Source organism: Pirellulales bacterium, assembly GCA_036490175.1.
GTDB lineage: Bacteria > Planctomycetota > Planctomycetia > Pirellulales > JACPPG01 > JACPPG01.
The window spans coordinates 11,513-35,995 of sequence record DASXEJ010000217.1; the positions used below are offsets into that span (position 1 = coordinate 11,513).

Annotated in this window: 15 protein-coding genes; 3 read left to right on the plus strand and 12 right to left on the minus strand. The window is 59.9% G+C overall.

Features of this window, described 5'->3' with window-relative positions:
• Positions 1-315: 315 nt before the first annotated feature.
• Positions 316-1,002 (minus strand): hypothetical protein, encoded by a 687-nt coding sequence (locus tag VGG64_15450; GenBank protein ID HEY1600998.1) that lies wholly within the window; start codon positions 1,000-1,002, stop codon positions 316-318.
• A gap of 516 nt (positions 1,003-1,518) precedes the next feature.
• A complete protein-coding gene (locus VGG64_15455) occupies positions 1,519-5,685 on the minus strand; it encodes a chemotaxis protein CheB (GenBank protein HEY1600999.1) in 4,167 nt (1,388 codons plus the stop codon).
• A gap of 365 nt (positions 5,686-6,050) precedes the next feature.
• Between VGG64_15455 and VGG64_15460 the strand changes: the two genes are divergently transcribed.
• Positions 6,051-6,365: a hypothetical protein gene (locus VGG64_15460; protein ID HEY1601000.1), complete on the plus strand. Its 315-nt coding sequence runs from the start codon at positions 6,051-6,053 to the stop codon at positions 6,363-6,365.
• Between the two features lie 188 nt (positions 6,366-6,553).
• Here VGG64_15460 and VGG64_15465 read toward each other — a convergent pair whose 3' ends face one another.
• Complete coding sequence (locus VGG64_15465) at positions 6,554-7,150, minus strand: hypothetical protein (protein ID HEY1601001.1); 597 nt, start codon at positions 7,148-7,150, stop codon at positions 6,554-6,556.
• 140 nt (positions 7,151-7,290) lie between these two features.
• Positions 7,291-7,968: a hypothetical protein gene (locus tag VGG64_15470; GenBank protein ID HEY1601002.1), complete on the minus strand. Its 678-nt coding sequence runs from the start codon at positions 7,966-7,968 to the stop codon at positions 7,291-7,293.
• Positions 7,969-8,106: 138 nt separating this feature from the next.
• Between VGG64_15470 and VGG64_15475 the strand changes: the two genes are divergently transcribed.
• Entirely contained in the window at positions 8,107-8,862 is a 756-nt protein-coding gene (locus VGG64_15475) for an SDR family oxidoreductase (protein ID HEY1601003.1), read from the plus strand.
• Between the two features lie 75 nt (positions 8,863-8,937).
• Here VGG64_15475 and VGG64_15480 read toward each other — a convergent pair whose 3' ends face one another.
• The 5 genes from VGG64_15480 to VGG64_15500 form a co-directional block, all read right to left on the minus strand.
• A complete protein-coding gene (locus VGG64_15480; GenBank protein HEY1601004.1) occupies positions 8,938-9,660 on the minus strand; it encodes a YebC/PmpR family DNA-binding transcriptional regulator in 723 nt (240 codons plus the stop codon).
• A gap of 259 nt (positions 9,661-9,919) precedes the next feature.
• Positions 9,920-10,612 (minus strand): hypothetical protein, encoded by a 693-nt coding sequence (locus VGG64_15485; GenBank protein HEY1601005.1) that lies wholly within the window; start codon positions 10,610-10,612, stop codon positions 9,920-9,922.
• A gap of 301 nt (positions 10,613-10,913) precedes the next feature.
• Positions 10,914-12,800 (minus strand): c-type cytochrome domain-containing protein, encoded by a 1,887-nt coding sequence (locus tag VGG64_15490; protein HEY1601006.1) that lies wholly within the window; start codon positions 12,798-12,800, stop codon positions 10,914-10,916.
• Between the two features lie 414 nt (positions 12,801-13,214).
• On the minus strand, positions 13,215-15,122 hold the full coding sequence (locus VGG64_15495) for a hypothetical protein (GenBank protein ID HEY1601007.1): 1,908 nt from the start codon (positions 15,120-15,122) through the stop codon (positions 13,215-13,217).
• A gap of 175 nt (positions 15,123-15,297) precedes the next feature.
• Complete coding sequence (locus tag VGG64_15500) at positions 15,298-17,826, minus strand: arylsulfatase (GenBank protein HEY1601008.1); 2,529 nt, start codon at positions 17,824-17,826, stop codon at positions 15,298-15,300.
• Positions 17,827-18,231: 405 nt separating this feature from the next.
• On the opposite strand from VGG64_15500, the gene VGG64_15505 reads away from it, so the two are divergent.
• Positions 18,232-19,515, plus strand: coding sequence for a hypothetical protein (locus tag VGG64_15505; GenBank protein HEY1601009.1), 1,284 nt, complete (start codon positions 18,232-18,234; stop codon positions 19,513-19,515).
• An 80-nt stretch (positions 19,516-19,595) separates the two neighbouring features.
• Here VGG64_15505 and VGG64_15510 read toward each other — a convergent pair whose 3' ends face one another.
• The 3 genes from VGG64_15510 to VGG64_15520 all read right to left on the minus strand — a co-directional run bounded on the left by VGG64_15510 (position 19,596) and on the right by VGG64_15520 (position 24,040).
• Positions 19,596-20,612, minus strand: coding sequence for an HAD family hydrolase (locus tag VGG64_15510; protein ID HEY1601010.1), 1,017 nt, complete (start codon positions 20,610-20,612; stop codon positions 19,596-19,598).
• 47 nt (positions 20,613-20,659) lie between these two features.
• Positions 20,660-22,282, minus strand: coding sequence for an arylsulfatase (locus tag VGG64_15515; GenBank protein ID HEY1601011.1), 1,623 nt, complete (start codon positions 22,280-22,282; stop codon positions 20,660-20,662).
• Positions 22,283-22,453: 171 nt separating this feature from the next.
• On the minus strand, positions 22,454-24,040 hold the full coding sequence (locus tag VGG64_15520) for a choline dehydrogenase (protein ID HEY1601012.1): 1,587 nt from the start codon (positions 24,038-24,040) through the stop codon (positions 22,454-22,456).
• Between the last annotated feature and the right edge of the window lie 443 nt (positions 24,041-24,483).

Genomic DNA, 24,483 nt, shown 5'->3' on the forward strand with positions numbered 1-24,483 from the left:
CAACTGGCGGTCCCCACGCCGAGGATGAAGCGGCCACCAGGTGATCGGAAGGACGGCCAGCGTTTCCACCGCGACCGTGGCGTGTGGGTGCCCCTCTCTGCCAACGAAGTAAGCGCTATCATCGCCCAGGGCCGCAGGGATCCATCCGACATAGCAGGACAAACCGGTAGCCAGCAGCGCTAAGGCGTCGGAGTGTGCCGGTGCGAGCGCCCAAGGAACCTATGGCTGGCGACGAACGCCTCTCGACCCGAAGGTGCCGACCTCGGTAGCTCGTCAACGCGGCGGATCTTGCGAATACCGCCATCCGTTCGGTTTCTAGTTCCTCTCGGAAACCGTCGTGCGGTGCGCTCCTGCGCGTGTCAGGTGGCGACCTTTGCGATAAGTCACTAGCGCCATACCGACGGCACCGAGGCAGCAAAGAATCAGGCTGCCCGGTTCCGGTGCGGCCGAGATCGTCACGGTGGCATTAGAGGCTGTGGAATTCAGTTGCAAAAACCCGCCACTGCTGGTTGCAAATTCATAGCCGACACTGATCCCCGCATGTCCCGAGACGCTCCCGGTCCCCACCAGCGCGGTGGCATAATTCGCCGAGCTATCGCTGGCGGAGAGAATCAAAACTTCGGCTTCCAGTCCGACGTCGGCGCCCATGAAGGTGGTGCTGGTTTCGGACAAGGCGGTGCTATTAAGTGCAAAGGGACCATTGAACAACGAGCCATTGGCCGGGTTTACGCTACGCCCCGTCAGCGTGTCCGAAACACCTCCCACGGCGACCGTCGCGTTTCCCGTGAGAGAGATCGCAGCAAATCCGTCCGGAGGATTGTCGACGTCGAGCGTGCTGGAATCGATCGTGCCTGTTAGCGTGACCAAAACATCGTTGAAGCTCTGTCCATCAAAAACGCCCGACCCGATCACGGTTTCCGTCGCGACCAAGACCTCGGCAGCGGCTTGATTACAAATCCCGGCACACAAGACCATCGCGAAACACACAGGCAAGCGCAACATGATATTAGTCTCTTCGTAGGCGTATGTTGTTATCAGCAAATGCCGCGTGAGCATAACTTTCGCGCGATTATCGACTAACCCCATGCGTGAACCGCGCCGTCGATCGTGGACAAAGCTTGCAGGAGAGCACGGGCGCCAAAACGATCTGACGGCCGAAAACGCCCGGGGCAAGTGACGCTGAAGTAACGCGATGCACGCCGTACCGAATCAGTGCGGCGAGTGTGGCATCAACGTCGAGGGACTCTGGTCAGTAGCGGACCCTTGAGAAATAAGGGGAGTCGGCCCAGTGAGCTAGCGGCAAATTGGTGTGAACCTCGGATGAATTGGAAAGCCAGGACTGGCCGCCCGGTTGGGGCTTATTCGATACCCCAAGTTAATGTTGGCCCCGTGCGAGTCAAGAAATTATCCCTTAAGAATTCGTGAGGCCTTCGGCACTTAGCCGGGGCGTGTCGACCTCGCCCAGGTCTATAACAAGCCGGGCGATGCGACCGAAGCATTCGCAAGACTCGGTTCGCTTCAACTCTTCGTTGTCATGATCAGCGCATTCAGCGCCGCGGCATCAAGCGGTTTCGCGAAATGGTCGTCGAAGCCTGCCTCTCGCGATCGTCGACGATCCTCGTCCTGTGCATAACCTGAATAGGCCACCAGACGAACCTGGTCAAACTCTACCTGCTCGCGTATCTTGCCCGCAACTTCGTAGCCGTTCATGCCTGGCAGGCCGATATCGATCAGAGCAATATCGGGTTTTAGCTTCTCAATCAAACCCAGCGCCTGGTGCCCATCGAAAGCGGCGTGTACTTCATGCCCCATCATGCGGAGCAGGCGCGTGAGTGATTCAGCCGCGTCCCGATTGTCGTCGACAATGACGACCTTGCGGGCCTGATCGCCCTGTGTAGCCGTGGGCACAGTGGCAGGTTGTTCCTGTATGCCATCGACATTGATGGGCATCCGCACCACAAACTCGCTCCCGGCGCCTCGCCCCGCGCTATGCGCTTCAACCGTGCCTCCTTGCAATTCGATCAGACTTTTCACCAGCGTGAGACCGACACCGAGTCCGCCGCGATTTCGATCGAGCGTGCAATCCCCTTGTGCGAACAGATCGAAAATTCGCGGCAGCAGCTCGGCCGGAATTCCTTGTCCGCTATCTCGCACACGAATGCTGATCTGCTCGTCGCCTTGGGACGCGTGCGTCATGCGCTCCGCGGTCAGGCTAATCTTGCCACCCGGGTCAGTAAATTTCGCGGCATTGCCCAATAAGTTCGACAGCACCTGCACAAAACGGTTTCTGTCGACGAACAGGCGAACGGGATCGTCGGGCAGCTTCACGGTTAGCTGATGCTGGGAATTTTGCATCTGAGAACGGACCGTGTCGGTCGCCGCCGCGACTAGATCCGCCAACCAGACGGGCTCCTTCCTGATTTCGACTTTCCCTTCGGCGATCCGCGAGATGTCGAGCAAATCGCCGACCAATCGCACCATCTGATCGACCTGGCGGCCGAGAATCTCGCGTAGCTCGACGGTCTGTTGCCAATCGTCGCCTGCCAGGCGCATGATTTCGACGGCACTCTTGACGGCCGCCAACGGATTGCGCAACTCGTGCGCAAGCATGGCCAGGAACTCATCTTTGCGCCGATTCGCCTCGCGCAACTTCTCTTCAGCCTCTTTGCGGGCGGTAATGTCGACCAGCGACATCAGAATCAGAGGGGGCCGCTCCGGACGTTCCACGCTACGGCCGCTCACCAAGACGGTTTGGCCGATGTCGGCCGTCTCCAGATTTTCGAAGGGGCGCTTCTCAGCCACGATGGCGGCCAGGCTCTCTTGCAACGACGGGTTGTTCCACAGATCCGGCCAGACCTCGCCGAAGGTCCGAGCTTTGACGTCGGACAGCACATTTCCCGACCTTTCAGAACAGGCGGCGTTAATCGTCTGCACACGCAAGTCTTCATCAAGAACGATCAAGGGGACTCGGGCAGACTGCACGATGGCTTCGGCGAACTCCGCCGACTCACGAACCCTGGCTTCGCTCCGTTTGAGCTCGTCGATGTCGACCAGGACCAGCACCCCTCCGTCGATGCGCCGGTCGGCCGTCACATACGGATGGATGCGCAGGCTGTACCAATGCCCGTCCCGGCCTTGACACTCGACCCGGTGCTGCTGCATCTTTTCGATGCTGTGAAGCAGTAACGATTCGATATCCGGCACATTGATATTCAGCTTCAGATCGCCAATCGACCTGCCGACGTCCGTGGGCAACAGCTTCAATGTCGCTTGCGCCGGGGGCGTGATGCGACGAATCCGCAGATCGTTGCCCACCATGACAATGGCGATGCTGGTACTGGCAAAGATATTGGTCAAATCATTGTTGATGCCATTGAGGTCGGCATTTTGTTTCTGCAGTTGCTCATTGACGGTAGTCAGCTCCTCGTTGACTGATTGCAGCTCCTCCTTGGCGGTTTCCAATTCCTCGTTCGTGCTTTGCAGTTCTTCGTTGCTGGAAAGAATTTCCTCGTTCGCGGAGCGCAGCTCCTCGTTGCTGGCGTCTTGTTGCTCCACCAGCGACTGCAAGTATTCCTTGGTAGCCGCCAGCTCGTGCCGTAATTGTTCCGCTCCTTGCCGGGGCGACTGATTGGACGTCGCGGCGCTTTCGGATTGGGCACGCTCGCCTGGCCTTGCGAGCCCCCCTGGCGCCGCGCGCATGCCTTTCCAGAGCGAAGATAAGAGGCCGCTGGCAGACACCCGCTCGGCACCTTGCCGACTCTCGTCGGACTCTTCGAAGACCACCAAAAAACAACTTTCCGATCCTTGTGGCGACAGCACCGGCAAGACGCGCAACGCAATCTCGCGGAAGCCGACATCGCCGTAGACTTGTAAACCTTCGCGACGAACTATTTTATTGGTCGACTTCGCTTCACTCAGAGCGGAGCGCAACTCGAGAAACAAGCCCTCGCGCGCCATCTTGAGAATGTTTGAGGTAGGCTCACCCAGGGGCGGGGCCAGAAAGTTGCTCGTTTGGCCGCGAAATTGAATGATGTCGAAGTTGTCGTTCACCAGTACCGACGGCGGGGCATATTGGCCCAGCGCCAGTCGATCGGCCTCGCGCTGAAAGTCCATTGCCGCCGGATTGGGAACCGGGTGGCGCCCTGGAAAGATCAACGATCGCTTGAAATCGTCGAGCGAAAACGAGAACGCGGGGCGCATAACGGCCGCTTTCTTCACGTAAATCTTGTGCGCCCGATCCACGAGCTCGAATAAATCGCCAAACCCGCCGACAGTCTCCGCAGTGCCCAGGGCCAAGTAGCCTGCCGGGCTCAAGGCAAAATGAAAGGTCGGTATCACCCGCTGCTGCAGTGCGGACGACATATAGATCAACACGTTGCGGCAACTGACCAGGTCGACGTGGGAAAAGGGGGGATCGGCCAAGATGTTCTGTCGCGCGAAGACGCACATTTCGCGAATGGATTTATCAATCCGGTAGCGATGGTCCTCCTTGACGAAAAAACGTCGCAAGCGTTCGGGCGAGACTTCCGACTCGATGCTTTCCGGATAAAGGCCTCCGCGAGCCTTCTCCAACGTGGCGTGATCGCTCAGGTCAGTCGCGAAGATTTGGATGGGGGGCCGCAGCGGCTTATCGTCAATGAATTCCAGCAGGGCCATCGCCAAGGAATAGGGCTCTTGGCCCGTGGAACAGCCGGGCACCCAAATCCGAATCGGCGTGGTTGTTGTTTTCGTCTTGATAATCTCTGGAAACACGACTCGCTTGAGCGTCTCGAACAATTCGGGGTCGCGAAAGAAGCTGGTGACGTTGATCAGCAGGTCCCGGTACAAAGCTTCGATCTCTTCGGGCTCGGCCCGCAGCATCTCTGCATAATCTTTGAGCGTATGGCGGGCGTGCAGCGCCATGCGGCGCACGATCCGGCGCCGAATCGTGGTGTCGCGATATTGGCTGAAGTCGACACCGGTTGCGTTTTGGATGACGCTTATGATGCTCTTGTAGTATTTGTCCGCTTCGGCCGTGCCATCCAAAACATTGGTGGAAGCCAAATAAGGATGACCCGCGATTTCCGCCAGGCGGGCCGCCATGTCTGCCGGCGCCAGAATGAAGTCGACACAACCGCTTTCGATCGCGCTGTGCGGCATACCGGTGTGCGTCGCGGTTTTTTCATCCTGGGCGAAGGTTATCCCGCCGATGGCCTTGATTTCGCAAAGACCTAGAGTGCCATCAGAGCCGGTGCCAGAGAGGACTATGCCAATCGCGCGCTCGGACTTTTCCGCGGCCAGCGAACGAAACAAATGGTCCACCGGCAAATGCGGGCCTGGCGCGTCGCTGCGCGGGGTGACGATCAGCTGCCCTTGGCCGAGAGCGACGTTGGCGTTAGGGGGAATGACATACAGATGATCAGGCTGTACTGGCGCGCCATGCACGGCTTCGAGCACCGGCATGCGGGTCGCCCGTCCCAGCAATTCCGCCAGGTGACTTTGATAATTGGGGTCCAGGTGTTGGACAATCACAAAAGCCATACCGGTGTGGTCCGATAACGCCGCTAGCAACTGCTTGAGCGCATCTAATCCACCCGCAGAGGCCCCGATGCCTACTACCGAAAACTCGTTGTGGGCGCCCCCCACACTTGGCGGTGCTGCCGCATCGTCCGGACTGCAACCGGCGGATGCATCGTCGACATTCATGACCACCACGGCCCAATACCGTCTCCCGACAAGCTAGAGGCGATCCCGTGTCCAATTTGCCTTCCCCGCCCATGTTGTACTGCAAATCGAGAGCCGAATCCACCTGCTGCAACTAGGTTAGTTCTTATGTATTTCGGGCGAATCGATGAACCTTCCATGACATATCCGCAAGCCATCGAACAACGTGCTGCTGCGGATGCAGCCATCCCGGCAATTTCGAGTTCACAGGTGTCCGCACCGCGCGCGTCCTATCGACAGGGACGGTCTGCGACGCGGCTGAGGCGATTGCGACACGAAATCGTTTCGCGTCGCACGGCACAGAGCATTAAAATGCTGATTCGCTACTCGCTCACGGAAGCTCAAGCATGCGCTGGTATCACGACGTTAGCTACTTCTTTGGGGGCGCGTTTCTGGTGAACGCGATTCCACATTTCGTCAGCGGCCTGATGGGGCATCCGTTTCAGAGCCCATTCGCAAGTCCGCCCGGCGAGGGATTGTCGCCGGCCTGGGTCAATGTGTCGTGGGGCGCGGCGAATCTGGTCTTTGCGTACTTATTGTTGGCGCGAGTCGGGACCTTCGAGTTTCGCCGCTGGCGCCATGTGCTGGTCGCGGCGGTAGGGGGTATGGTCATGGCGCTACAGCTGGCCCATCACTTCGGGCAGTTTTACGACGGTCAGTAAAGCGAGCCTCGCCACGGCGAAGTTCTACGCGGAGCGAAAGCCGGCTCGCCGCTCATCGTGCGCTTCGGACTCGCCGGCGGACTCGACAACAAACCGATCCGCCCGATCACGGTTTGCACGTCCGCCATCATCTCGCTCGCCTCGGCCCCGACGCCCGGAAAGCCCAGAATGCGATCGGGGGAGCCCAATCAACGCTTGGTCGAATCCGCGGTTTGCGCCTTCGCCTGCTTGCGTTTGAGGATTCCGTGAGGACGTTGATCCGGCTTGCCGTCTGAATAGCCAACGAACGAAGATTCCACCGTGTTGGCGTCCTTGACACGCATAACCCCTTCGTGAACGTGGGCATCGACCTGGGGATCAAAGTTTGTGCCGCCTTGGAAGACGAACTTGATCTCGCCCGGCTTGTCGCACTTCTCAAAGCGCATGATCGGGGCGTTTTGCAGAGCGCAGTAATGCGTCAGCAACAGCTTGTCACCGTCCATGTGATAGATCGAGATCATCTCCATCGGCTCACCCTCAAAGATCGTTTCCATCACGGCGCTGCCGGCCGCGGTCGGCCTGAAGGCGACGGAGTGCGAACCGCCGCCGTGGTCGTGTTCGTCGCCAGAGCGTTCCCATTCGCCCGTCATTGTCTTCAGGAATTCAAACGCGGACTGCTCATCGTAGACGACCGACTCGGGACTCTTGCTCGCCGTGGTTCCAGGCTCGGATCTGTCAGCCCCCAGGCACGAAACCGACAACGAAAGAAGCGTAAGAGTCGAGGCAACAAAGCTCGTTTTTCTCATGATCTTCTCCTTGGCGAGAAATGATTGGGCGCAGAAAATGAACGTCAATGTCCATTAGTTGATGTCTGTTAGTTATCGACGCCCTCGGGACGCGTTTCAAGTCCCAAGACGTACCAATAAGTTGCCTTGGATCAGAGCGCTTAAGCCTTCTTTCTCTTCTTGGCCTGGGTAGCTCCAAACTGCTCCCATGCGGCTGATTGCAGCACTGCCATGTCACGCGGGTCGAGGCCTGGCAGTTGGCAGTCGATGCCGACGGGGTTCTTTTTCAGTAGCGCCGCCGAGAACACGCAGGCGGCCAGGTACGAACCGGCGAGCGTGGGATGGCTGTGGTCGCGATCGTGCAATACAGGCCGCTCATGTTTGGTCAGAAATCGCTTCCAGACAAGGCCGACGGGCACGACGATCGCACCGAGTTCGTCTCCCACCGTGTTGTACGCGTCCGTGATAGCCTGCTGCGTCTCGGGCGTGTTGCGCCGCGCCCAGGTCATGTACAGAACCGACTTCGCGCCGGCCAGCTTGATGGAATTGTCGAACAGCCGCACGTTCTCGGCCATTCGCTGGGCATTTTTGACAGGCAGCGTGCTTTGCTCTTGAAGTACCACGTAGTCGTAGCTGCCGGACGCGATCGCCTGGGCGGCCCGCCCCGCATTCCAATGCGTTCGCAACGATGCACCCCCCACGCTGATCAAATCGTGAGCAATGTGCAAATCGCGCGCAGCGGCCAGCTGGGCCAACAATCCCGGCAAGTCGTTGCGCTGTGTGAAGCTGTTGCCAATGAACAGCATCCTGATCGATGGCGGTCGCGAAGACTTGGGCATGAAACGATTGGGCTCCCGTCTTGAGACGTCAGAACAAAGCGACGCCTTATTTTAGAGAGTTTAAAGCTTTGTCGTCGGGATCGCGCCTGGGGTATCATGCCGGTTCTGGTTCCACGACGATCCGAGGAGATGGCATCAATGAGCGTGCGCAAGAGAGTGGCGATTGTAACCGGCGCGGGAAGCGGCATTGGCCGGGCGAGCGCCTTGGCGCTGCTGCGGGACGGCTATTGCGTCGTTCTCGCCGGGCGCCGCCAGGAAGCGCTCGAAGAGACCGCCACCGAGTCTGGCGCCCGCGAGCGCGCCCTGCCGATTTCCACCGACGTGGGTAATCCGGATTCGGTGCACCGGCTGTTCACCGCCGCAAAGGAAACATTCGGTCGCTTGGATGTGCTGTTCAACAATGCCGGCATCAGCGCGCCGGCAGTGCCGCTTGAGGAGCTTAGCTGCGAACAGTGGAACGCAGTGCTCGCAACGAATCTGACCGGCCCGTTTCTGTGTACGCAGCAGGCGATTCTGCTGATGAAATCGCAGGATCCGATGGGTGGGCGGATCATCAACAACGGATCCGTTTCCGCACACGCGCCGCGCCCCAATTCTGCACCCTATACGGCAACCAAGCATGCCATTACCGGATTGACCAAATCCACGTCGCTCGATGGCAGAAAGTACAACATCGCCTGCGGGCAGATCGACATCGGGAACGCCCTCACCGAAATGGCGCAGCGCATGACCAAGGGAGTGCCGCAAGCGGACGGCTCGATCAAGGTCGAGCCGGTGATGGACGTGAATCACGTCGCCAATATGGTGTTGCACATGGCGAACTTGCCTTTGGAAACCAACGTGCAGTTCGTGACGATCATGGCCACCGCGATGCCGCTCGTGGGCCGCGGCTAAGACAAATCGGCTTTGGCCTAACTGGCCCGATTGCGCGCCCCCATGCAACTGGGCATACCAGCACGATGCGCCGCGTTAGCTGGCCAATTCCACGTTGTGATAGATGTCCTGCACATCGTCGCAATCGTTCAGCATGTTGACAAACTTTTCGAACATGGGCAAATCGTCCGCATTCATTGTGATGCTCGTCTGAGGCAGGAAGGTGATCTCTTGGACTTCCAACTCCACCTCGGGAAACGCCTGCAACAAGGCCGTTTTGGCTTTGAAAAACTCGTTTGGCGGCGTGAATATCGTGACGTTGCCCCCTTTGCACTCCGTCTCGTCAACGTCGACGTCGGCATTCAACATTGCTTCTAGCACTTGCTCTTCGTTGTCTCCTTTGAAGGACAAAATCGCCAAGCGGTCGAACGATAGTGTCACCGAGCCCGTCGCAGCCAACTTGGAACCGGTCTTTGTGAAACAACTGCGGACTTCGGAAATCGTACGTTGATAGTTATCCGTCAAACAATCGACGATGAACAACGAACCCCCGGGGCCAAAACCTTCGTAGCGGGCAGTTACAAAGTCCTCGCCGCCGACGCCACGGGCTTTTTGAATCGCTTTTTCGATCACGTGGGCGGGAACCTGGTCGCGCTTGGCTTTCTCGATCATGCTTCGCAAACCGGGATTGGCATCCGGGTCGGCAACGCCGTTCTTAGCAGCGACGTACAGCTGCTTTCCGTACTTGGAATACAGCTTCGATTTCTGAGCAGCCGTCTTGAAGATCGCGTTCTTGCGATTTTCGAAATTTCTTCCCATGAGAATTCTCTTCTTCGTTTTCAGGGCGGAATGCGCGGGGTCCTAGGATCCATGGAGCCTCTGAAGACCCTGCTTCGGGTGGCGCGGCGACCCGTCTGGCAAGCCTGATCGTCGCAGCAATCACAATTCTAGCGATTTGCCGGCTCTTTGGGCGGGGGGGCTACGATGTTGCCAGGCCCGAGAAACGGCCCGGATGGACCCGCGCCGATGATTAACACGTCGTTTCGCTGCGCCCTATTCTCCCGGTGCGGCGTCGATTTTAAAGCTGGAGCGCGGCTTGTGGCGACGACGCAGGCAAATTACGCAGGTTGAATTCCGGCGGAGGAACGCAATCGGGATTAACCCATTGAATGACCACGGCCCAGCCGGCGCTCTCTTCGTCATGCTGCAAATAGCCCTGGATGGGTCTGACAACCGTCCAGCCATCTTTAAGGTGGAGACTGAGCACCGGATCAAACTGCGCGCCACTGACAACCATATCGACATAACCCTCTACGGTCATCGTTGCGCTCTGTTTAGCGTAGCCAGGCAAGCGGCTGGCACCCACCATCCGCCAAAGACGCTCCTCTTGTACCAGGAAGCGCGTTTGATCGGTCAATGCGCGGGCGAGTCCATGATGCTGATGGCTGGGATGAACCATGATGTCGGCGCCGTAGAGGGTCGGCCCGGTGGGATCGTGATCGAGAAAGGTACCGCCGCACGTAAGAATATCCCACGGATCATCGATGTGAAAATCAAACATGCGCAGGCGTAGTGTGAAATGAACGCCCGCTACTTCGTTGCGATCGACATCCGCGGCAACAAACTGCCCTTGTGGGAAAACTTTCCGATGATCATCCAACTCCTCGAGCGTATAAGGCGTCTCAGTCGGATAGACGAGTTTGCAAATTGCGATAATTGCCTCGTAGTCCGTCGGATCCAGGTGCCGAATCTGATAGTTGGCTGGCAGCATGACGGACGCCTTTCGTGAGTTTGGAAGTCCGCTTGGGAAGCAGAGAATAATCGCCGACATTCGTCGCCCCGGCGCAGAACTCCGATGGGGGGTCGAATGCGGCTGCATAACTGTACCATTCTCCTGAGATGCGTGAAGAAAGGCAGGAATCCGCAAAAACGGCCGCGCACAAGGAAACTTCCTACAGCCCGTCGAAGTCGATTGAAGGCAGATTTTAAGTACTGAAATCGACGAGGCGGCGTCCGCCCATATTCGGTGGCGAAGTCCGCGCGGTCGTTTGGATTGGTGTTTTGCGGCCGCGTCACCCGCGCCCAGCCGGTTTGTGGCGCAGCCAAAGCTCAAGCAGCGCGCGGGCGTCGTGGCGATAGATGGCCGTCAACGACTCGTCGAAATCCTGTTCTTGATCCAAGATGGCCACCAGCGATTGCAACAACGGCAGCTTCTGCGTCATGCCCCGCACAAAAGCATAACATCGCGCAGTGGTTTCGGGATCGAATGCCGTAGCAGACAGGAATGAGTCCGCAGCCTCGGCCGGCGGCAGGTTCTGAACCTCGGCTTCCCATTTTTTGACCAGCGGATTCTTTGGCTCGACGCGGGCGGCGATCGTGCGTGCAGCGCCAGCGGCGAACCACGCCGGCACGCTGCCGAAACTTAACAGAAAGCCCCCGGCCACTTGCTCCGCCGCCAAGGCCGGCAAGATTTCGTCCTTGCCGGACGATGCCACGAAGCAGGCGTACATGTCCGATCCTGTCGATTGGGCATGCCCCACTGTGCCGCGCGGCGCCTCGCGTTGCTCGACGATGCGGACAAACTCGTCATAGTCAGACGATTTTTGGAGGACGAACAGAATCAGGCTTCCCTTCACCAGCGGCGCCGCGCCGTCGAGCTTGAGCAGCCTGACAATCTTGGCTCGCTCGGTCTCGGCCAGCTTGGCAACTTCCGCCAGTCGTTCCGCCGAGACGTTGCCAAGCAGTATAAAATTCGCGGACTGAAGCGGTTTCGTCCGACCTTCCGGAGCCACGCCTGCCCAAATCTTTTCGGCGCGTGCGACGCGCTTGCTGGTCAGTTCGTCGTGGGCCAAGAGCTTGTCCTCGGCCCTCTCGATCGCCACGGTCAAGGGCAAGGCGGCGTCGGAGCCATCGAACTTCGCCCCGGCATTGATCCAGGCCTCGAAGCGTGCGATCGTCTCGGACGAAACTGGGGGCTTGTCCTTCGGCATGCGATCGCCGTCGATGCCGCGCAGTCGCTTCACGAGCAAACTGTCTCTTGCCTTATTCGGCACAACCGCGTTGCCCGACGTGCCTCCCTCGAGCAGCGCGGCAAATGTCTCCAGCCTAAGCTGGCCGGCCGGCTTCTCACCGCTGTGGCAGGCAGTGCATTGCGCCACCAGCACCGGCGCCAGATCGCGGACGAACTGCGCGCTCTGCGGGCCGTTACCTTTGGCAAGTGCGTCGGGGGGCGTCACCGGCGGTTGCTGCCCTAAGGGGGCGGAGGGGTCGCCACCGTCGAAGCGCGCTCCGGCGTCGATCCACAGCGAAATCACCATCAATTCTTCGGGACTGACGGGATCTCCGCCGCGCGGCATCGCGCCTGTGAACATCACCTCGACCAGGCGGCTGGCTTGGCTTGCTCCGGGACTAATGATCGGTCCGTTGCGAGATCCTTTTGCCAATGCGGCAAAGCTCGCCATGCTCAGTCCACCTTGCGCGTTGCGGATGTGGCAGTTGCCGCACCGGCCGATCAGAATCGGCGCCACGTCGGCCGTAAAACCAGGAGGGGGCGGCGCCGCACCCATGGGCTGTTTGGCCTTGCCCGACTTCTTGGCTTTGGTGGTTTGCTTGGACGCGGGCGCTTTCTTCTTGGCAGCAGTCTTCGATTTGGCCGACGCGGCTTGTTGCTTGGCGACCGCTCGTGCGGCGGCGACCAGCCGCTGTTGGATCGCCTCGACCTGCGGACGCAAAGATTCCGGGATCTCCATCGCGCCGAGCGCATCGAAGCTCGCTTGCGCTTCTTCGAGCGCCGCAGCCGCCTCGTCCGTATTCTTGTCGCGAAAGAACTTGCCCGCCGTCACCAGCGACTGCTCGATCGACTTGATCACAGTGCCAGCATCGTCAGCGGTGGCAGCCGTTGGCACGGCACAGCACACGATTGTGGTGACGATGGCCCCGATGTTGAATGCCGTACGCATACAGAAAGCCGGTGCCGAGGTCTATCTTTCGTACGGCCGGAGGGCTCCAAAGCGCCCACGGCAACCGGCCCCGTCGCAAGTCAAACGCGCCCCTGCCTGTATCACATTTTGCCCTATTGTTGCGCAATCCACCACGCACTGGCACATTAACAGTACGTGCGCGACCGCTGAACAGATTGCTTGGCTAGGCCATCGCGGCTGTGACGCCAGCAAGACGCTTGGGCCGAATCGCCGATGGGCCCCCGCGAAACGTGTCGGATGCACGTCTGACGGCGACTGATTCTATTGTGCCCGCCGGGTCAGGATCTCGGCCCGCATGGCCGCGATCCTGACCATTTCCGTCTGGCCCCACGGGGGATGCACGTGCGCTCGCCTTGTCGGTCGTCCTCGATGACGATTTAGCTGTCGATCCGTCTATTCTGGCGAATCGCTCGCGGCATCCGAGGGAGGATCGGATCGCTGTCCTGGTATCGCATCCTGCGGGACCATGTTGCGCGCGAACAATATGGCGCGCAGCGATCCCGGCGCGGGGACCGGCTCTTTACCGAACCGGTGATAGTGGGAATACAGCCACTGGAACAACTGCTCGGTGTACCCTTGCCCAAAGTAATGAAAGCCGTAGACCTTCATTTCCTGGTCCGACAATACCAGAAAATCTGGGGGGTGCTGTTGAAACGCTTCCAGAATGCGCTGCTCACCAAACATCATGACTTCCACCGGCATCAATGTGACGTACGGAGTGGGATTCACACGCCGCGAGAGGTAGTTGAGCATAATGCCTTCGGGAGCAACCGCGAGCGTAGCATCTACAGGTGCGAGGTCGTCGATTTCTTCGAGAATTCGATTCACTTCATTGCCACGCGCATCAGCCCAGAAGGCGTCGGCGCCGGAGCCCACCTGCACGGAGAGGATGCCAAACAATCCTGCCGTCAGATTCATGCAATAAGCGACCAAGACGGACAACGTCCCCAAAAACGCGCCGCGCAGTGGATACCCACACCCGCCAAACCGCTGCATAAACTGCGGAACCCAATCCCATACCGCTACGATCAACAACATGACTCCCGGCATCGCCAGGGAAAAACCGTAATGGGTGATGCGGACAAATAAAATAATTTTCCCCAGCAGCAGCAACGAAAACAGCAGCAGTGAAATCGGCAGCACGAGTCCCGCGCGCTGCTGCGGATCTGTTTGCCGCAACCAGCGCACGCCTACGCCGCCGAGCGCGGCGAGCAGGCACACCGGCAGCGGACACACGGCGTCTGTTATCGGAAAGGACTTGAAGTACCAGCCAAGTCCGCCCGCGATCGCCACAAAGCACGCAGTGGCGGCAGCTATCTGGGCGTCGCGTTTCTGCCCCCAAGCAAATCCGATGGCAGCCGGGATCCCCCACAGGATTCCGTACCAAATTGTGATTCCCAACAGCTTTCCCGTCTGCACGGCCGGATCCAGCAGTCCCATGGTCTGGCGATAAAACGGCATGGCGACAATCTCGGCGGAAAACATCCACCGAAATCCGCCCAGCGTCCCTAACACCGCCTCGCGCATAGGGAGCGCCAGCGACAACAGAGCAACTGCCATCACCGCGGGCAGCAGCAGGGGTCCGATATACACGGCCGCCGTAACAGGCAGTCTCGCAGCAGGCTGCTTTTGCGCCCAGAACGCCAACGCGATTCCCACGGGCGCGGCGCAGCCGATGGCGACGAAAAACTCGGGCTTAGTTAGGAATACGAGTCCGCTACACAATCCGCACCAGGCGACGTCCCACAGCCGGCCGCCGCGCGCGTACCGCCCAATGAAAAACATCGCGGCCAGTGATAACACCAGCCCATGCGTCATCTCGTGCGAGTAGGGACAGATATAGTTGTAGTTGCCGACGATGCTATATCGTGAGAAACCGAAGATAAGCACGAACGTTAGACACCCAACGAATGCCGACGTGCGACTACCGACCTGCATTAACAAGGAATAGAGTATCGCCAGCAACACGCCCAGGATGGCAAAGTTCGCGAGCGCCAGCACGCGCAGACTGACCCCGAACAGGCCAAACCAAACGGCGTTCACGTAGGGTGATAACGGACCGTTGAAGTATGCCAGGTCGCGATACAACACCTCCCCCTCGGTCAATCGCCACGGGGTGTACAGCTCGCGGCCGAAATCGACCACCGCATCAGGCCACCGACCCCAGGTCCAATACATCATGGCGATCGCCGCCAGCCCGATCACGGTCGGCGCAGCCCAACGCGCGACCCCGACGGCCCGCTCGTCAGGCGGCGGTGCCGGCGGGGGATCGGGTTTCTTTTGCGGTTTGGCCTTCTTCATCGCCGTGCCACTGGTCGCGTTGGTTCAATGCCGGCAGTTCCGCAATCTCGTGCCTGCGACGAGCAACGTGACAGACGTGTCGTTTTCGATAAATCGCCGATGTCGACCGCCGCGCTATTAATGCGAAGGCAAACACGAACGAGGCAACGATTTGTCGCCGGGGGGCGCAGGTTCGCTAGGGGGTTTTTGTCTTCGGCGGGGAGGCCGGCTGCAGCGGGATTAACTTCACTGTCAGATTCGTGAGCTTGCCGGTGAAGCGGAATGGCACCTGATAATCGTCGTCGTCGACCGGCGTGCCCGTATCGGCGCCAATGTCGAACGTTTCATCCCATTGCAGCGTGAGCGGAATCGTACGCGCCATTTTCTTGCTGGCCACTTCGCGGCCGTCGACCTTCAGGCTGCCGGTGCCCCCCTTGGCCCGGGCCGCGATGCCGGCCAGTAGGCCGACAGCCACCCCGGGAGCCTCGTGCTTGAATTCGAAAGTCAAAGTGTGTTTGCCCGGTGTCAGGGCTTCGGCCCCTTCCCACCGCAGGCGCTCGAGATCCAACAAGTTCCAAAGGAAAACCGGCTTTCCCTTGAGAAGATAAAAACCGAAACCGGCGAATCGTCCGCCGCCGGTCACGAGCATCCCCTCGGCGCCCGAGCTGGGAATCTCAACGTCGGCCGAGATCGTGTACGACTTGCCCAGCAGACTCGGCGCGTCGCCGTGAGGAATGCCGGTCAACTCGCCGGCGTAGCTAAAAGTCGTCCGATCGGCAATGAGATTCGGTCGTGGTGCCATTAATCGCACGGCTACCGCAGCATCGAGCGGCAGCACCTGGTATTTGGCCGCTTCCACCCACAGCAGTTCTTGCAGTTCCTTGAGTTTATCGGGATTGGTCGCGGCCAGGTCGTTGCTTTGCGTCCAATCCTTCGTCAGATCGTACAGTTCCCATTCAAAGCCGTTGGCGGGATCATTCGTCGTGGCGCCGATTAGATTCCACGGTGCCCGTAGCGGCGTGGTGCTGGCGATCCAGCCGTCGTCATAGATCGCTCGATCCCCCATCATCTCGAAGTATTGCGTCTTGTGCCGCGACGGCTCCTTGGCCGTGGCCTTGTCGAAGGTATATGCCAGGCTTACCCCTTCGATCGGCTTCTGCGGTGTGCCGTTGACCGATTCGGGTTCAGCGATATTGCAGGCCTCGAGTAGCGTCGGCACGATGTCGATCACGTGATGAAACTGCCAGCGCAGGCCCCCCGCGTCCTTGATCCGCTTCGGCCAGGCGATGGCCATGCCTTGCCGCGTCCCCCCAAAGTGCGATGCCACCTGCTTGGTCCATTGAAAGGGCGTGCTGAACGCCCAGGCCCAGGGGACGGCCATGTGATTGTAGGTGCGCTCCGACCCCCACGCGTCGTAGAACTTCTGCAATTGCACATCGACCGGAACGTTCAAGCCGTTGAAGCAGGCAACTTCGTTAGGCGTGCCCAGTTGCGTTCCTTCGGCACTGGCGCCGTTGTCGCCGCTGATGTAGATCACGATCGTATTGTCGAGCTTGCCCAAATCCTGCACGGCCTGAATGACGCGGCCAATTTCGTTGTCGGTATAGGCCAGGTAAGCGGCGTATACTTCGACTTGCCTGGTGTAGAGTTTCTTCTGGTCGGCGTTGAGTGAGTCCCATTCAGGCAACAATTCCTTCGGCCACGGCGTGAGCTGCGCGTCCGGCGGTATCACGCCGAGTTTTTTCTGGTTGGCAAAAATCTGCTCGCGCAGGGCATTCCAGCCCATGTCGAACTTGCCCTTGAATTTCGCAACCCATTCGGGCGTGGGATGATGTGGCGCATGCGTTCCGCCCGGCACGTACTGACAAAAAAACGGCTTATCAGGCGCGATCTCGTCGAGTTGCTTGATCCAGCCGATCGCGTCGTCGGCCATGGCCGTGATCAAGTTCCAGCCCGGCTTGCCGACGTAGGGGTAAATCGCCGTCGTGTTGCGAAACAAGTTCGGCTGCCACTGGCTGGTATCGCCGCCAAGGAAGCCATAGAAATACTCGAAGCCCAGGCCGGTGGGCCAGCGATCAAAGGGGCCCACCTGGCTGGCCTGAAATTCCGGCGTGTTGTGCGCTTTGCCAAACCACGATGTGCTGTAGCCGTTCTGCTTCAGGATCTCGCCGATCGTGGCCGAGTCCTTGCCGATCAAGCTGTTGTAGCCCGGGTAGCCGGTAGATTGCTCGGCCACCACGCCGAAGCCGACCGAGTGATGATTGCGTCCTGTCAGCAGCGCGGCGCGCGTGGGTGAACAGAGCGCGGTGGAATGAAACATCGTGTAGCGCAGGCCGGCCTTGGCCACGCGATCGAGCGCCGGCGTGGGGATCACGCCGCCGAAGGTGCTGGGGGCGCCGAAGCCGACGTCGTCGGTCATGATCAAGAGCACGTTCGGCGCGCCCTTAGGGGGCACGATTCGTGGCGGCCACGAGGGTTTCGATTGCTCTGCGTTGAGATTGATGACGCCGCCAAATTTTGCCGGCGGTGGTGGCAGATAGCGGCCGTCGATCGTTTGGGTCGCGTTCGCCGTGGCCGCGGCAACGGCCTGCGCCTGTTTGGCCTCGGCCGCACTGTCGGCAGCCTGGGCGCGCTCGAGTGATAATGCCTCGCCCGCAATCGCCAGGCAGCACAGCAGCAAGCCGTGCCGCGCCAAGGCGCAGACTCGTCGATGCGACGATTTCATATCGGTTCCCTCCAATGGTTAATCCTGTCGCGCGTGCGTGATCCGCTCCGCGTCAATCGTAGCGATAGTTACCCTCGCCAGCGAGACCGCGTCTTCGCGCGTGGCTATTCTAGCAACGTGTCGACGTCGTGCGGCAAGGACGATTACATCCCTCACGCGTAAAGCTGGGTCGCGGTGTTGCCGTTCGTCGGGATTGCGGCCTCCTTGCGGCCTCGGCGAGTCCCTCGGCACCGGTTCATGTCGTCAGAAATGCAAGTTAGGGGGCTTGTAATGCCGAACCGTTAGCAGACCATGCGGTAAGGGGGAAAAGTGCCATTTCCACGGTTCGTATCGTCTCTCGACGCTAACCAATAATGTTGTAAGAACCATTAGCGGCTTTTCTTAAGTCTTCGCGGAAGGAAAAACATGTCTCGACTACTGACACCTGTCGCGCTGGTAACCACGCTGTGCTTGGCGGTTTCGATTACGGACGCCGCCCAGCGCGGCCGCGGCGGTGCCAAGGAAGGTGGCGAGCGCAATGCAGCATCGCGCGAGGGCAGCTCGCGCAAGACGCAAGGCGAGGGCTCAAAATCGGCAGGTAATAAAGCGCCCGGAGGAGAATGGTCCGAGCGTTCGCACAGCGGCCCGACGAATCATGCACAAACGGGCGGCCAGGGAGAACACTCGGCCGCCGCCGGGGCCGCAGCAACCAATCGAAACGGGACGTCGGCCACAGGCAAGCAAGGCGCTGCCGCAGGCGCAGCGGCCGCGAATCGCAATGCGCCGGCAGCGACAGGCGCGCAAGGTGCAGCAGCCGGTGCTGCGGCCGTAAACCGAAATAACCCGACAGCCACGGGCGCACAGGGCGCCGCCGCAGGAGCAGCAGCCGCGAACCGCAATTCACCTCCAGTCTCTGGCGCCCAAGGTGCCGCGGCCGGCGCCGCTGCGGCCAATCGTAATTCCCCGCAGTTATCCGGCGCGCAGGGCGCTGCCGCAGGCGCCGCCGTAGCAAATCGTAACTCGCCCGAGATTTCCGGCGCCGCCGGATACGCCGCGGTGAGAAACTCGGCGAACACCTCGGGCTTCTACGGCTCTGGATGGTACGGCGCTCATCCGAACGCTTGGGTCGGCACGGGCTGGGGCGCTGGGGGCATCTGGGCACCGACTGCCTGGGGCACCTTTGCCGGGATGTACGGATACGGCAACAACACACCGCTGTCGTATAACTACGGCGGCAACGTGGCCTACCAGAATGGCAATGTGGTCATGAACGGCCAGTCCCTCGGCACGGCCAGCGCATTCAGCCAACAAGCGGCTGATTTGGCCGAGACCGGCGCACAGGCCGATGTCGCAGGCACCGAGAAATGGCTTCCCCTGGGCGTCTTTGCCATGGTACGCAACGAGCAACAGCACCCCCAGCTCATCCTGCAAATGGCAGTCAACGAGCAAGGCATTTTGCGTGGCAACTATACCGACGAAGTGTCGGGCCATACGGCGCCGATTCACGGCGCTGTCGACAAGCAAACGCAACGCGCTGCCTGGACCGTGGGCGACAACAAGTCCACCGTCATGGAAGCCGGCCTGAACAATCTCACCCAGAACGAAGCGCCGGCGCTGATCCACAAGAACGGCAAGACCGACCATTGGATCCTGGTGCGCCTCGAGCAGCCGAAAGAAGTCGGCGCCGCGCCAACCGAATCCGGGCGATAATACAGCCAGACGATTTGCCACCGCCGAGCCGCAGGGGCAAGCGCGCTTTGCTCGCCCTCGCGTTCGAGCAATCGAACAGCCTAACGGTCAAACGCGAAAATCCGCTTCCAGTCGTTCTTCATGCTGATCACGCTCCATCCCTGCTTGTGGGCTTCGGCCGCCAGGTCGGCGGAGAATGTGCCGACTATGGACTGTGCCCCGTAGGCGTACTCGCGCTCGGCATCGTCGTGATGTACCAGCATCATCAGCCGCGCGCCTTCGCCCGCCTGCGTCCATTCCAGCATCTGCTGGTCTCCGGTGGAATTACCGAACGCCGCGTACGGCCGTAGCCCAATAAAAAGATTTATCGCTTCCGGCTTTCCACCACGATCGTCTATCAGCAATACCTCGGGCAGCTTTGCCAAGCGCGGTTTGCCGTCCGGACCCGTTTCATATTTCACTTTGGCGGCCGAACCCACGACTTGCTCGGGCGGAATTCCATACACCTTCTCCGCGTACACGCGCACGAATTCCTGGCCCCCGCCCGTAACGATGTAGGTTTTGAAACCTTTGTCGCGCAGATACCGGATGACTTCCACCATGGGCTGATAGACCAGCTCGGTGTAAGGTCGCTTGAAGCGTGGGTGAATGGCCGTGGCCAGCCAGTTCCTGGCCATTTCCTGAAACTCCTGCACCGTCATACCGGCGTGAGTCTCGGCCATGACGCGTTCGAAGTCCTGAATCGTAAATCGCTGCATCGCGTCGCGATCACCCGACAGAATCGACCGAAACGGTTCCTGTGTTTTCCATTCCGGATGCCGCGGCGCGAGTGCCTCGACGCGATCGAATGCGAAGGTCACCTGCGTGTAGATCGGTTGCTCGACCCACAGCGTGCCATCCTGGTCGAACGTGGCGATGCGTTTGTCCGGCGCCACATAACGCGGGTTACCCTCGGTCGTAGTCGCTTGCGCGAACTCGACGATGGCCCGTTTGGCAGGACAATCGTTCCACGAGGCAAGCGGATCCGTCTGCGCACGCAAGGACGCAGTGCCCAACAGCAGGCCACAAATCGCCAACAGCGGCGCGCGCCGAAACGCAGAAAGAACAAGCATGCTCATCGTCTCACAGGGCAGGTCGCGTAATTTCAGGCGCAGCTTTCAAAGTGCTATTTTCCTTTTTGGCCCTGAATGGCTTTCAGGATTTGCTCCTTCACCGCTTCCATATTGAAGCTGGCGCCTTTTTGCATTGGCGGAAAATCGATAAAACTTTGCGCCCCCTTCGCCACCTCTTGTTGCACGAAGACAAAACGCCAGAACTCGTAGACGAACCAGTTGTAGAAGCTGAGCGAACCGCCCTTGCCGTCGGGCATGCCTGTTCGCTCGAACGGGTCCAATCGCAGGTTGACCAGGATCGGCCAATCCACCTTCTCGGTCGCGCCTAGCCAGCCGTTCGGCTGATTGGTGAAGCGATACTTAAAGTCGTCGATCCGCACGGCGCTGAGCGTGCTCTCGGTGAAGTAGTAGATCTCGTGCCGCTTCGAAGGGCCCTTTCCCGTGATCAAGTCCATCTGGTTGTAACCATCGAGATGAACCTTGTAGGTGGTATCGCCGAGCTGCTTGCCCTTGGTCAGCTCTTCGGCGATATTCGGATTGCCTGCCGCGGCGCAGAAGGTCGGGAACCAATCGAGACCCGAGACAATGCTGTTCTCGACCTTGCCGGCCGGTACCTGGCCGGGCCAGCGAATGATCATCGGCGCGCGAAAGCCACCTTCCATTGCCGTCCCCTTGCCGCCGGCGAACGGCGTCTGGCCGCCGTCGGGCCAGGTGAAGTTTTCACAGCCGTTATCGCTGCTAAAGGCCACGATCGTATCGTTCTCCATGCCTTCGTCGGCCAGCTTCTTCATCACCGCCCCCACGATGTCATCCAGTTGTGCCATGCCGGCCTCCTGGATCGACCAGCCATTTTGCGAGTTGCGCATCTTCTGGTACTTGTCCGACAGGTGAGTCACCACGTGCATGCGCGTGGGATTCAGCCACACGAAGAACGGTTTGCCATCCTTCTTGGTCTTGTCGATGAACTTCACGGTGGCCTCGAGAATCTCGTCGTCGACCGTTTCCATCCGCTTGGGATACAACTCGCCGGCGTCCTCGATCTTTTGCTTGCCAATCTTGCCCCACCGCGGCTGCACGGTCGCATCGTCCTTGTCCGTGGCCCAACTATGGAGCATGTTGCGCGGCCCGACTTTGTCTTTAAGCTCCTGCGGGTAGTTGGGGTGCGCGGGATCCTCCATCGCATCCAGGTGATACAGGTAGCCAAAGAACTCGTCGAACCCGTGGACGGTGGGAAGAAACTCGTTCTTATCCCCCAAGTGATTCTTGCCGAATTGACCCGTGGCGTAGCCCATGCTGCGCAGTGCCGTGGCAATCGTGGGGGCCTGCGCTGGCATGCCCAGCGATGCTCCGGCTTGTCCCACCGTGGTCAGGCCAGTGCGAATGGGCAGCTCGCCGGTGATGAAGTTGGCCCGGCCGGCAGTGCAACTCGCCTCGGCATAGTAATCGGTGAAAATCATCCCCTGCGCGGCCAGGCGGTCGAGATTGGGCGTGCGTCCGGCCATCATCCCGCGGTGATAGGCGCCGACGTTAAACCAGCCGATATCATCCCCCATGATGAAGATGATGTTCGGCTTTTTAGCTGGTTTCTGCGCCAATGCCGGCGTGGCCGCCAACAGCGGCGTGAACATCGCCAAGATTATTGCGCCGTAAAGTGTGCCACGATTTCCGAATCTCATCGGTATGTCTCCAGAAGGGAGGACGTGTTTTGTCAATCGCGTGGTCCATCGCACGATCGTTCGTCATGCGTACGAAAGCGATCAGCCCTCGATTCCGAATGGAATGGAAAAGCCACGCCCAGTATAGAACTCGACCAAGCGATTGCAACGAAAGTCTGATCCGCGATCAAACTACGATTGGTTGCGGATCATGTCTGACGCTTTTTCCGCAATCATGATCACCGGCGCGTTGGTATTCCCACCGACAATGCTTGGCATGACCGCGGCATCAATCACGCGCAAACCCGCTACGCCGCGCACACGGAGCTGCGGATCGACGACCGACGTTTCATCCTGCCCCATGCGGCACGTGCCCACCGGGTGGTAAACCGTTTGCGCGTTCTGTCGGATATGGTCGGCAATCTCCTCGTCGCTTTGCGCGCTTGAGCCCGGGCAGAACTCGGGTCCGCAATAGGGTGCCAGAGCGCGGGCTGCGGCAATCCGCCGCGCCAATTTCACGCCGTCAACCAACACCTGCAAGTCGTCGGCCGCGGCCAGATAGTTTGGCTCGATGCGCGGCGCGTGCAGCGGATCATTATCGACTAAAGCGATGCTACCCCGGCTCTGCGGCCGCAACAGCGTCGGACCGATCGTAAATCCATGCCCGGCCGGCCGCACGAATCCATGATCCAGATAATAGGCGGGTCCGAAGTGCAGCTGCAAATCGGCCTCGGGCAATTCGGGCTGCGTCCGCGCAAAGCCGCCCGCCTCGCCTACGTTAGACGTAAACGCTCCGCGCCTCAGCAGCAGATACTTCAGTAAGTTCAGCAGCGTCTCGGCGCTGGCCAGCGAAATCGGCTCAGTGCACTCGAACGCCACGGGCACAATCAGATGATCTTGTAGGTTCTGCCCCACGCCGGGCAAGTCCACCATGACGGGGATGCCTAGCGACGCGAGATGCCCGGCCGGCCCGATGCCCGACAGCAGCAACAATTGCGGCGAATTGATCGCCCCGCCGCACAGCAATACCTCGCGCGCAGCGCGCACCCGTTCTAACTTACCGCCGCGGCTGAATTCGACTCCGGCGGCGCGGCCCCCCTCGATCAGTACACGTGTCGCATGCGCGTGGGTCAGAACTTTCAGATTGCCGCGCTTCAGCACGGGCTTCAGGTAAGCGGCCGCGGTGCTATGCCGCGCCCCTCGTCGCTGCGTGACTTGAAAAATGCCCACGCCCGGTTGACTGGCGCCGTTGAAATCGTCATTGGCCGGCAAGCCGCTTTCGACGCCTGCGGCGACAAACGCCCTCGACAGCGGATGCACATGGCGCAAGTCCGAGACCCACAACGGGCCGCCGGTGCCATGCCACGTGTTCGCGCCGCGCTCCTGATTCTCGGCGCGCTTGAAGTAGGGTAGCACGTCACGGTAGCCCCACCCCGTGGCGCCCGCTGCTTGCCAATCGTCGTAGTCGCGTCCGGCGCCGCGCATATAGATCATGGCATTGATCGAACTGCACCCTCCCAGCACCTTGCCGCGCGGCCAATAGAGCGTGCGTCCGGCCAGCTGTGGTTGCGGCTCGGTCTGATAATCCCAGTCGAGCGGCGTTTTGAATAACTTCGAAAAGGCGATAGGAATATGTATGTCCGCCCGGCGGTCCGGGCCGCCCGCTTCGAGCAACAGCACCCGCGCCGCGGAGCTCTCGCTGAGCCGGTTGGCTAGCACGCAGCCGGCCGAACCTGCGCCGACAATTACATAGTCGAATTCTGTTGCCGACGAGCTCAATCGAGTCCTCCCGCCGCACTTTCGAGAGTCGCATTGCCGAACGGCCGAGCCGACCACGGGAATCGTGTCGAGAACCCGGCGAACGATACCGCCGTCAGGCGAAATTACAGTCGCGAAATACCACAGTCGCGTGCAATCGCGGGGCGCGACATCTATATAGCGGTGTTGGCCAACTATTCGACGCGGACTAAGTGCCGCGATGCTATCACGCGAGCACCCTATCCAGCTACTAAATCCGGCCTGATCGTGCGTTACTGCGGGCGCCAAGCCGCAAAAGTCCGTTGCGCCCTATCGGGTTAGCTCGCTATCAACCCCGCGGTCGACCGCATTCCATTCCTGCGCCGGAGATCGCTCTTTGTAGACCGGCCTATCCGCCACAAAGTATTTCTGGTATGATTCTTACGGTTTGCCTTGCCCGAGGATCGTCGGCATAGTTTGGACCT

Excerpts from the sequence above, each read along its gene's own strand:
- VGG64_15450 (HEY1600998.1), bottom strand. The coding sequence starts at position 1,002 with ATGTTGCGCTTGCCTGTGTGTTTCGCGATGGTCTTGTGTGCCGGGATT.
- VGG64_15455 (HEY1600999.1), bottom strand. The coding sequence starts at position 5,685 with ATGAATGTCGACGATGCATCCGCCGGTTGCAGTCCGGACGATGCGGCA.
- VGG64_15460 (HEY1601000.1), top strand. The coding sequence starts at position 6,051 with ATGCGCTGGTATCACGACGTTAGCTACTTCTTTGGGGGCGCGTTTCTG.
- VGG64_15465 (HEY1601001.1), bottom strand. The coding sequence starts at position 7,150 with ATGAGAAAAACGAGCTTTGTTGCCTCGACTCTTACGCTTCTTTCGTTG.
- VGG64_15470 (HEY1601002.1), bottom strand. The coding sequence starts at position 7,968 with ATGCCCAAGTCTTCGCGACCGCCATCGATCAGGATGCTGTTCATTGGC.
- VGG64_15475 (HEY1601003.1), top strand. The coding sequence starts at position 8,107 with ATGAGCGTGCGCAAGAGAGTGGCGATTGTAACCGGCGCGGGAAGCGGC.
- VGG64_15480 (HEY1601004.1), bottom strand. The coding sequence starts at position 9,660 with ATGGGAAGAAATTTCGAAAATCGCAAGAACGCGATCTTCAAGACGGCT.
- VGG64_15485 (HEY1601005.1), bottom strand. The coding sequence starts at position 10,612 with ATGCTGCCAGCCAACTATCAGATTCGGCACCTGGATCCGACGGACTAC.
- VGG64_15490 (HEY1601006.1), bottom strand. The coding sequence starts at position 12,800 with ATGCGTACGGCATTCAACATCGGGGCCATCGTCACCACAATCGTGTGC.
- VGG64_15495 (HEY1601007.1), bottom strand. The coding sequence starts at position 15,122 with ATGAAGAAGGCCAAACCGCAAAAGAAACCCGATCCCCCGCCGGCACCG.
- VGG64_15500 (HEY1601008.1), bottom strand. The coding sequence starts at position 17,826 with ATGAAATCGTCGCATCGACGAGTCTGCGCCTTGGCGCGGCACGGCTTG.
- VGG64_15505 (HEY1601009.1), top strand. The coding sequence starts at position 18,232 with ATGTCTCGACTACTGACACCTGTCGCGCTGGTAACCACGCTGTGCTTG.
- VGG64_15510 (HEY1601010.1), bottom strand. The coding sequence starts at position 20,612 with ATGAGCATGCTTGTTCTTTCTGCGTTTCGGCGCGCGCCGCTGTTGGCG.
- VGG64_15515 (HEY1601011.1), bottom strand. The coding sequence starts at position 22,282 with ATGAGATTCGGAAATCGTGGCACACTTTACGGCGCAATAATCTTGGCG.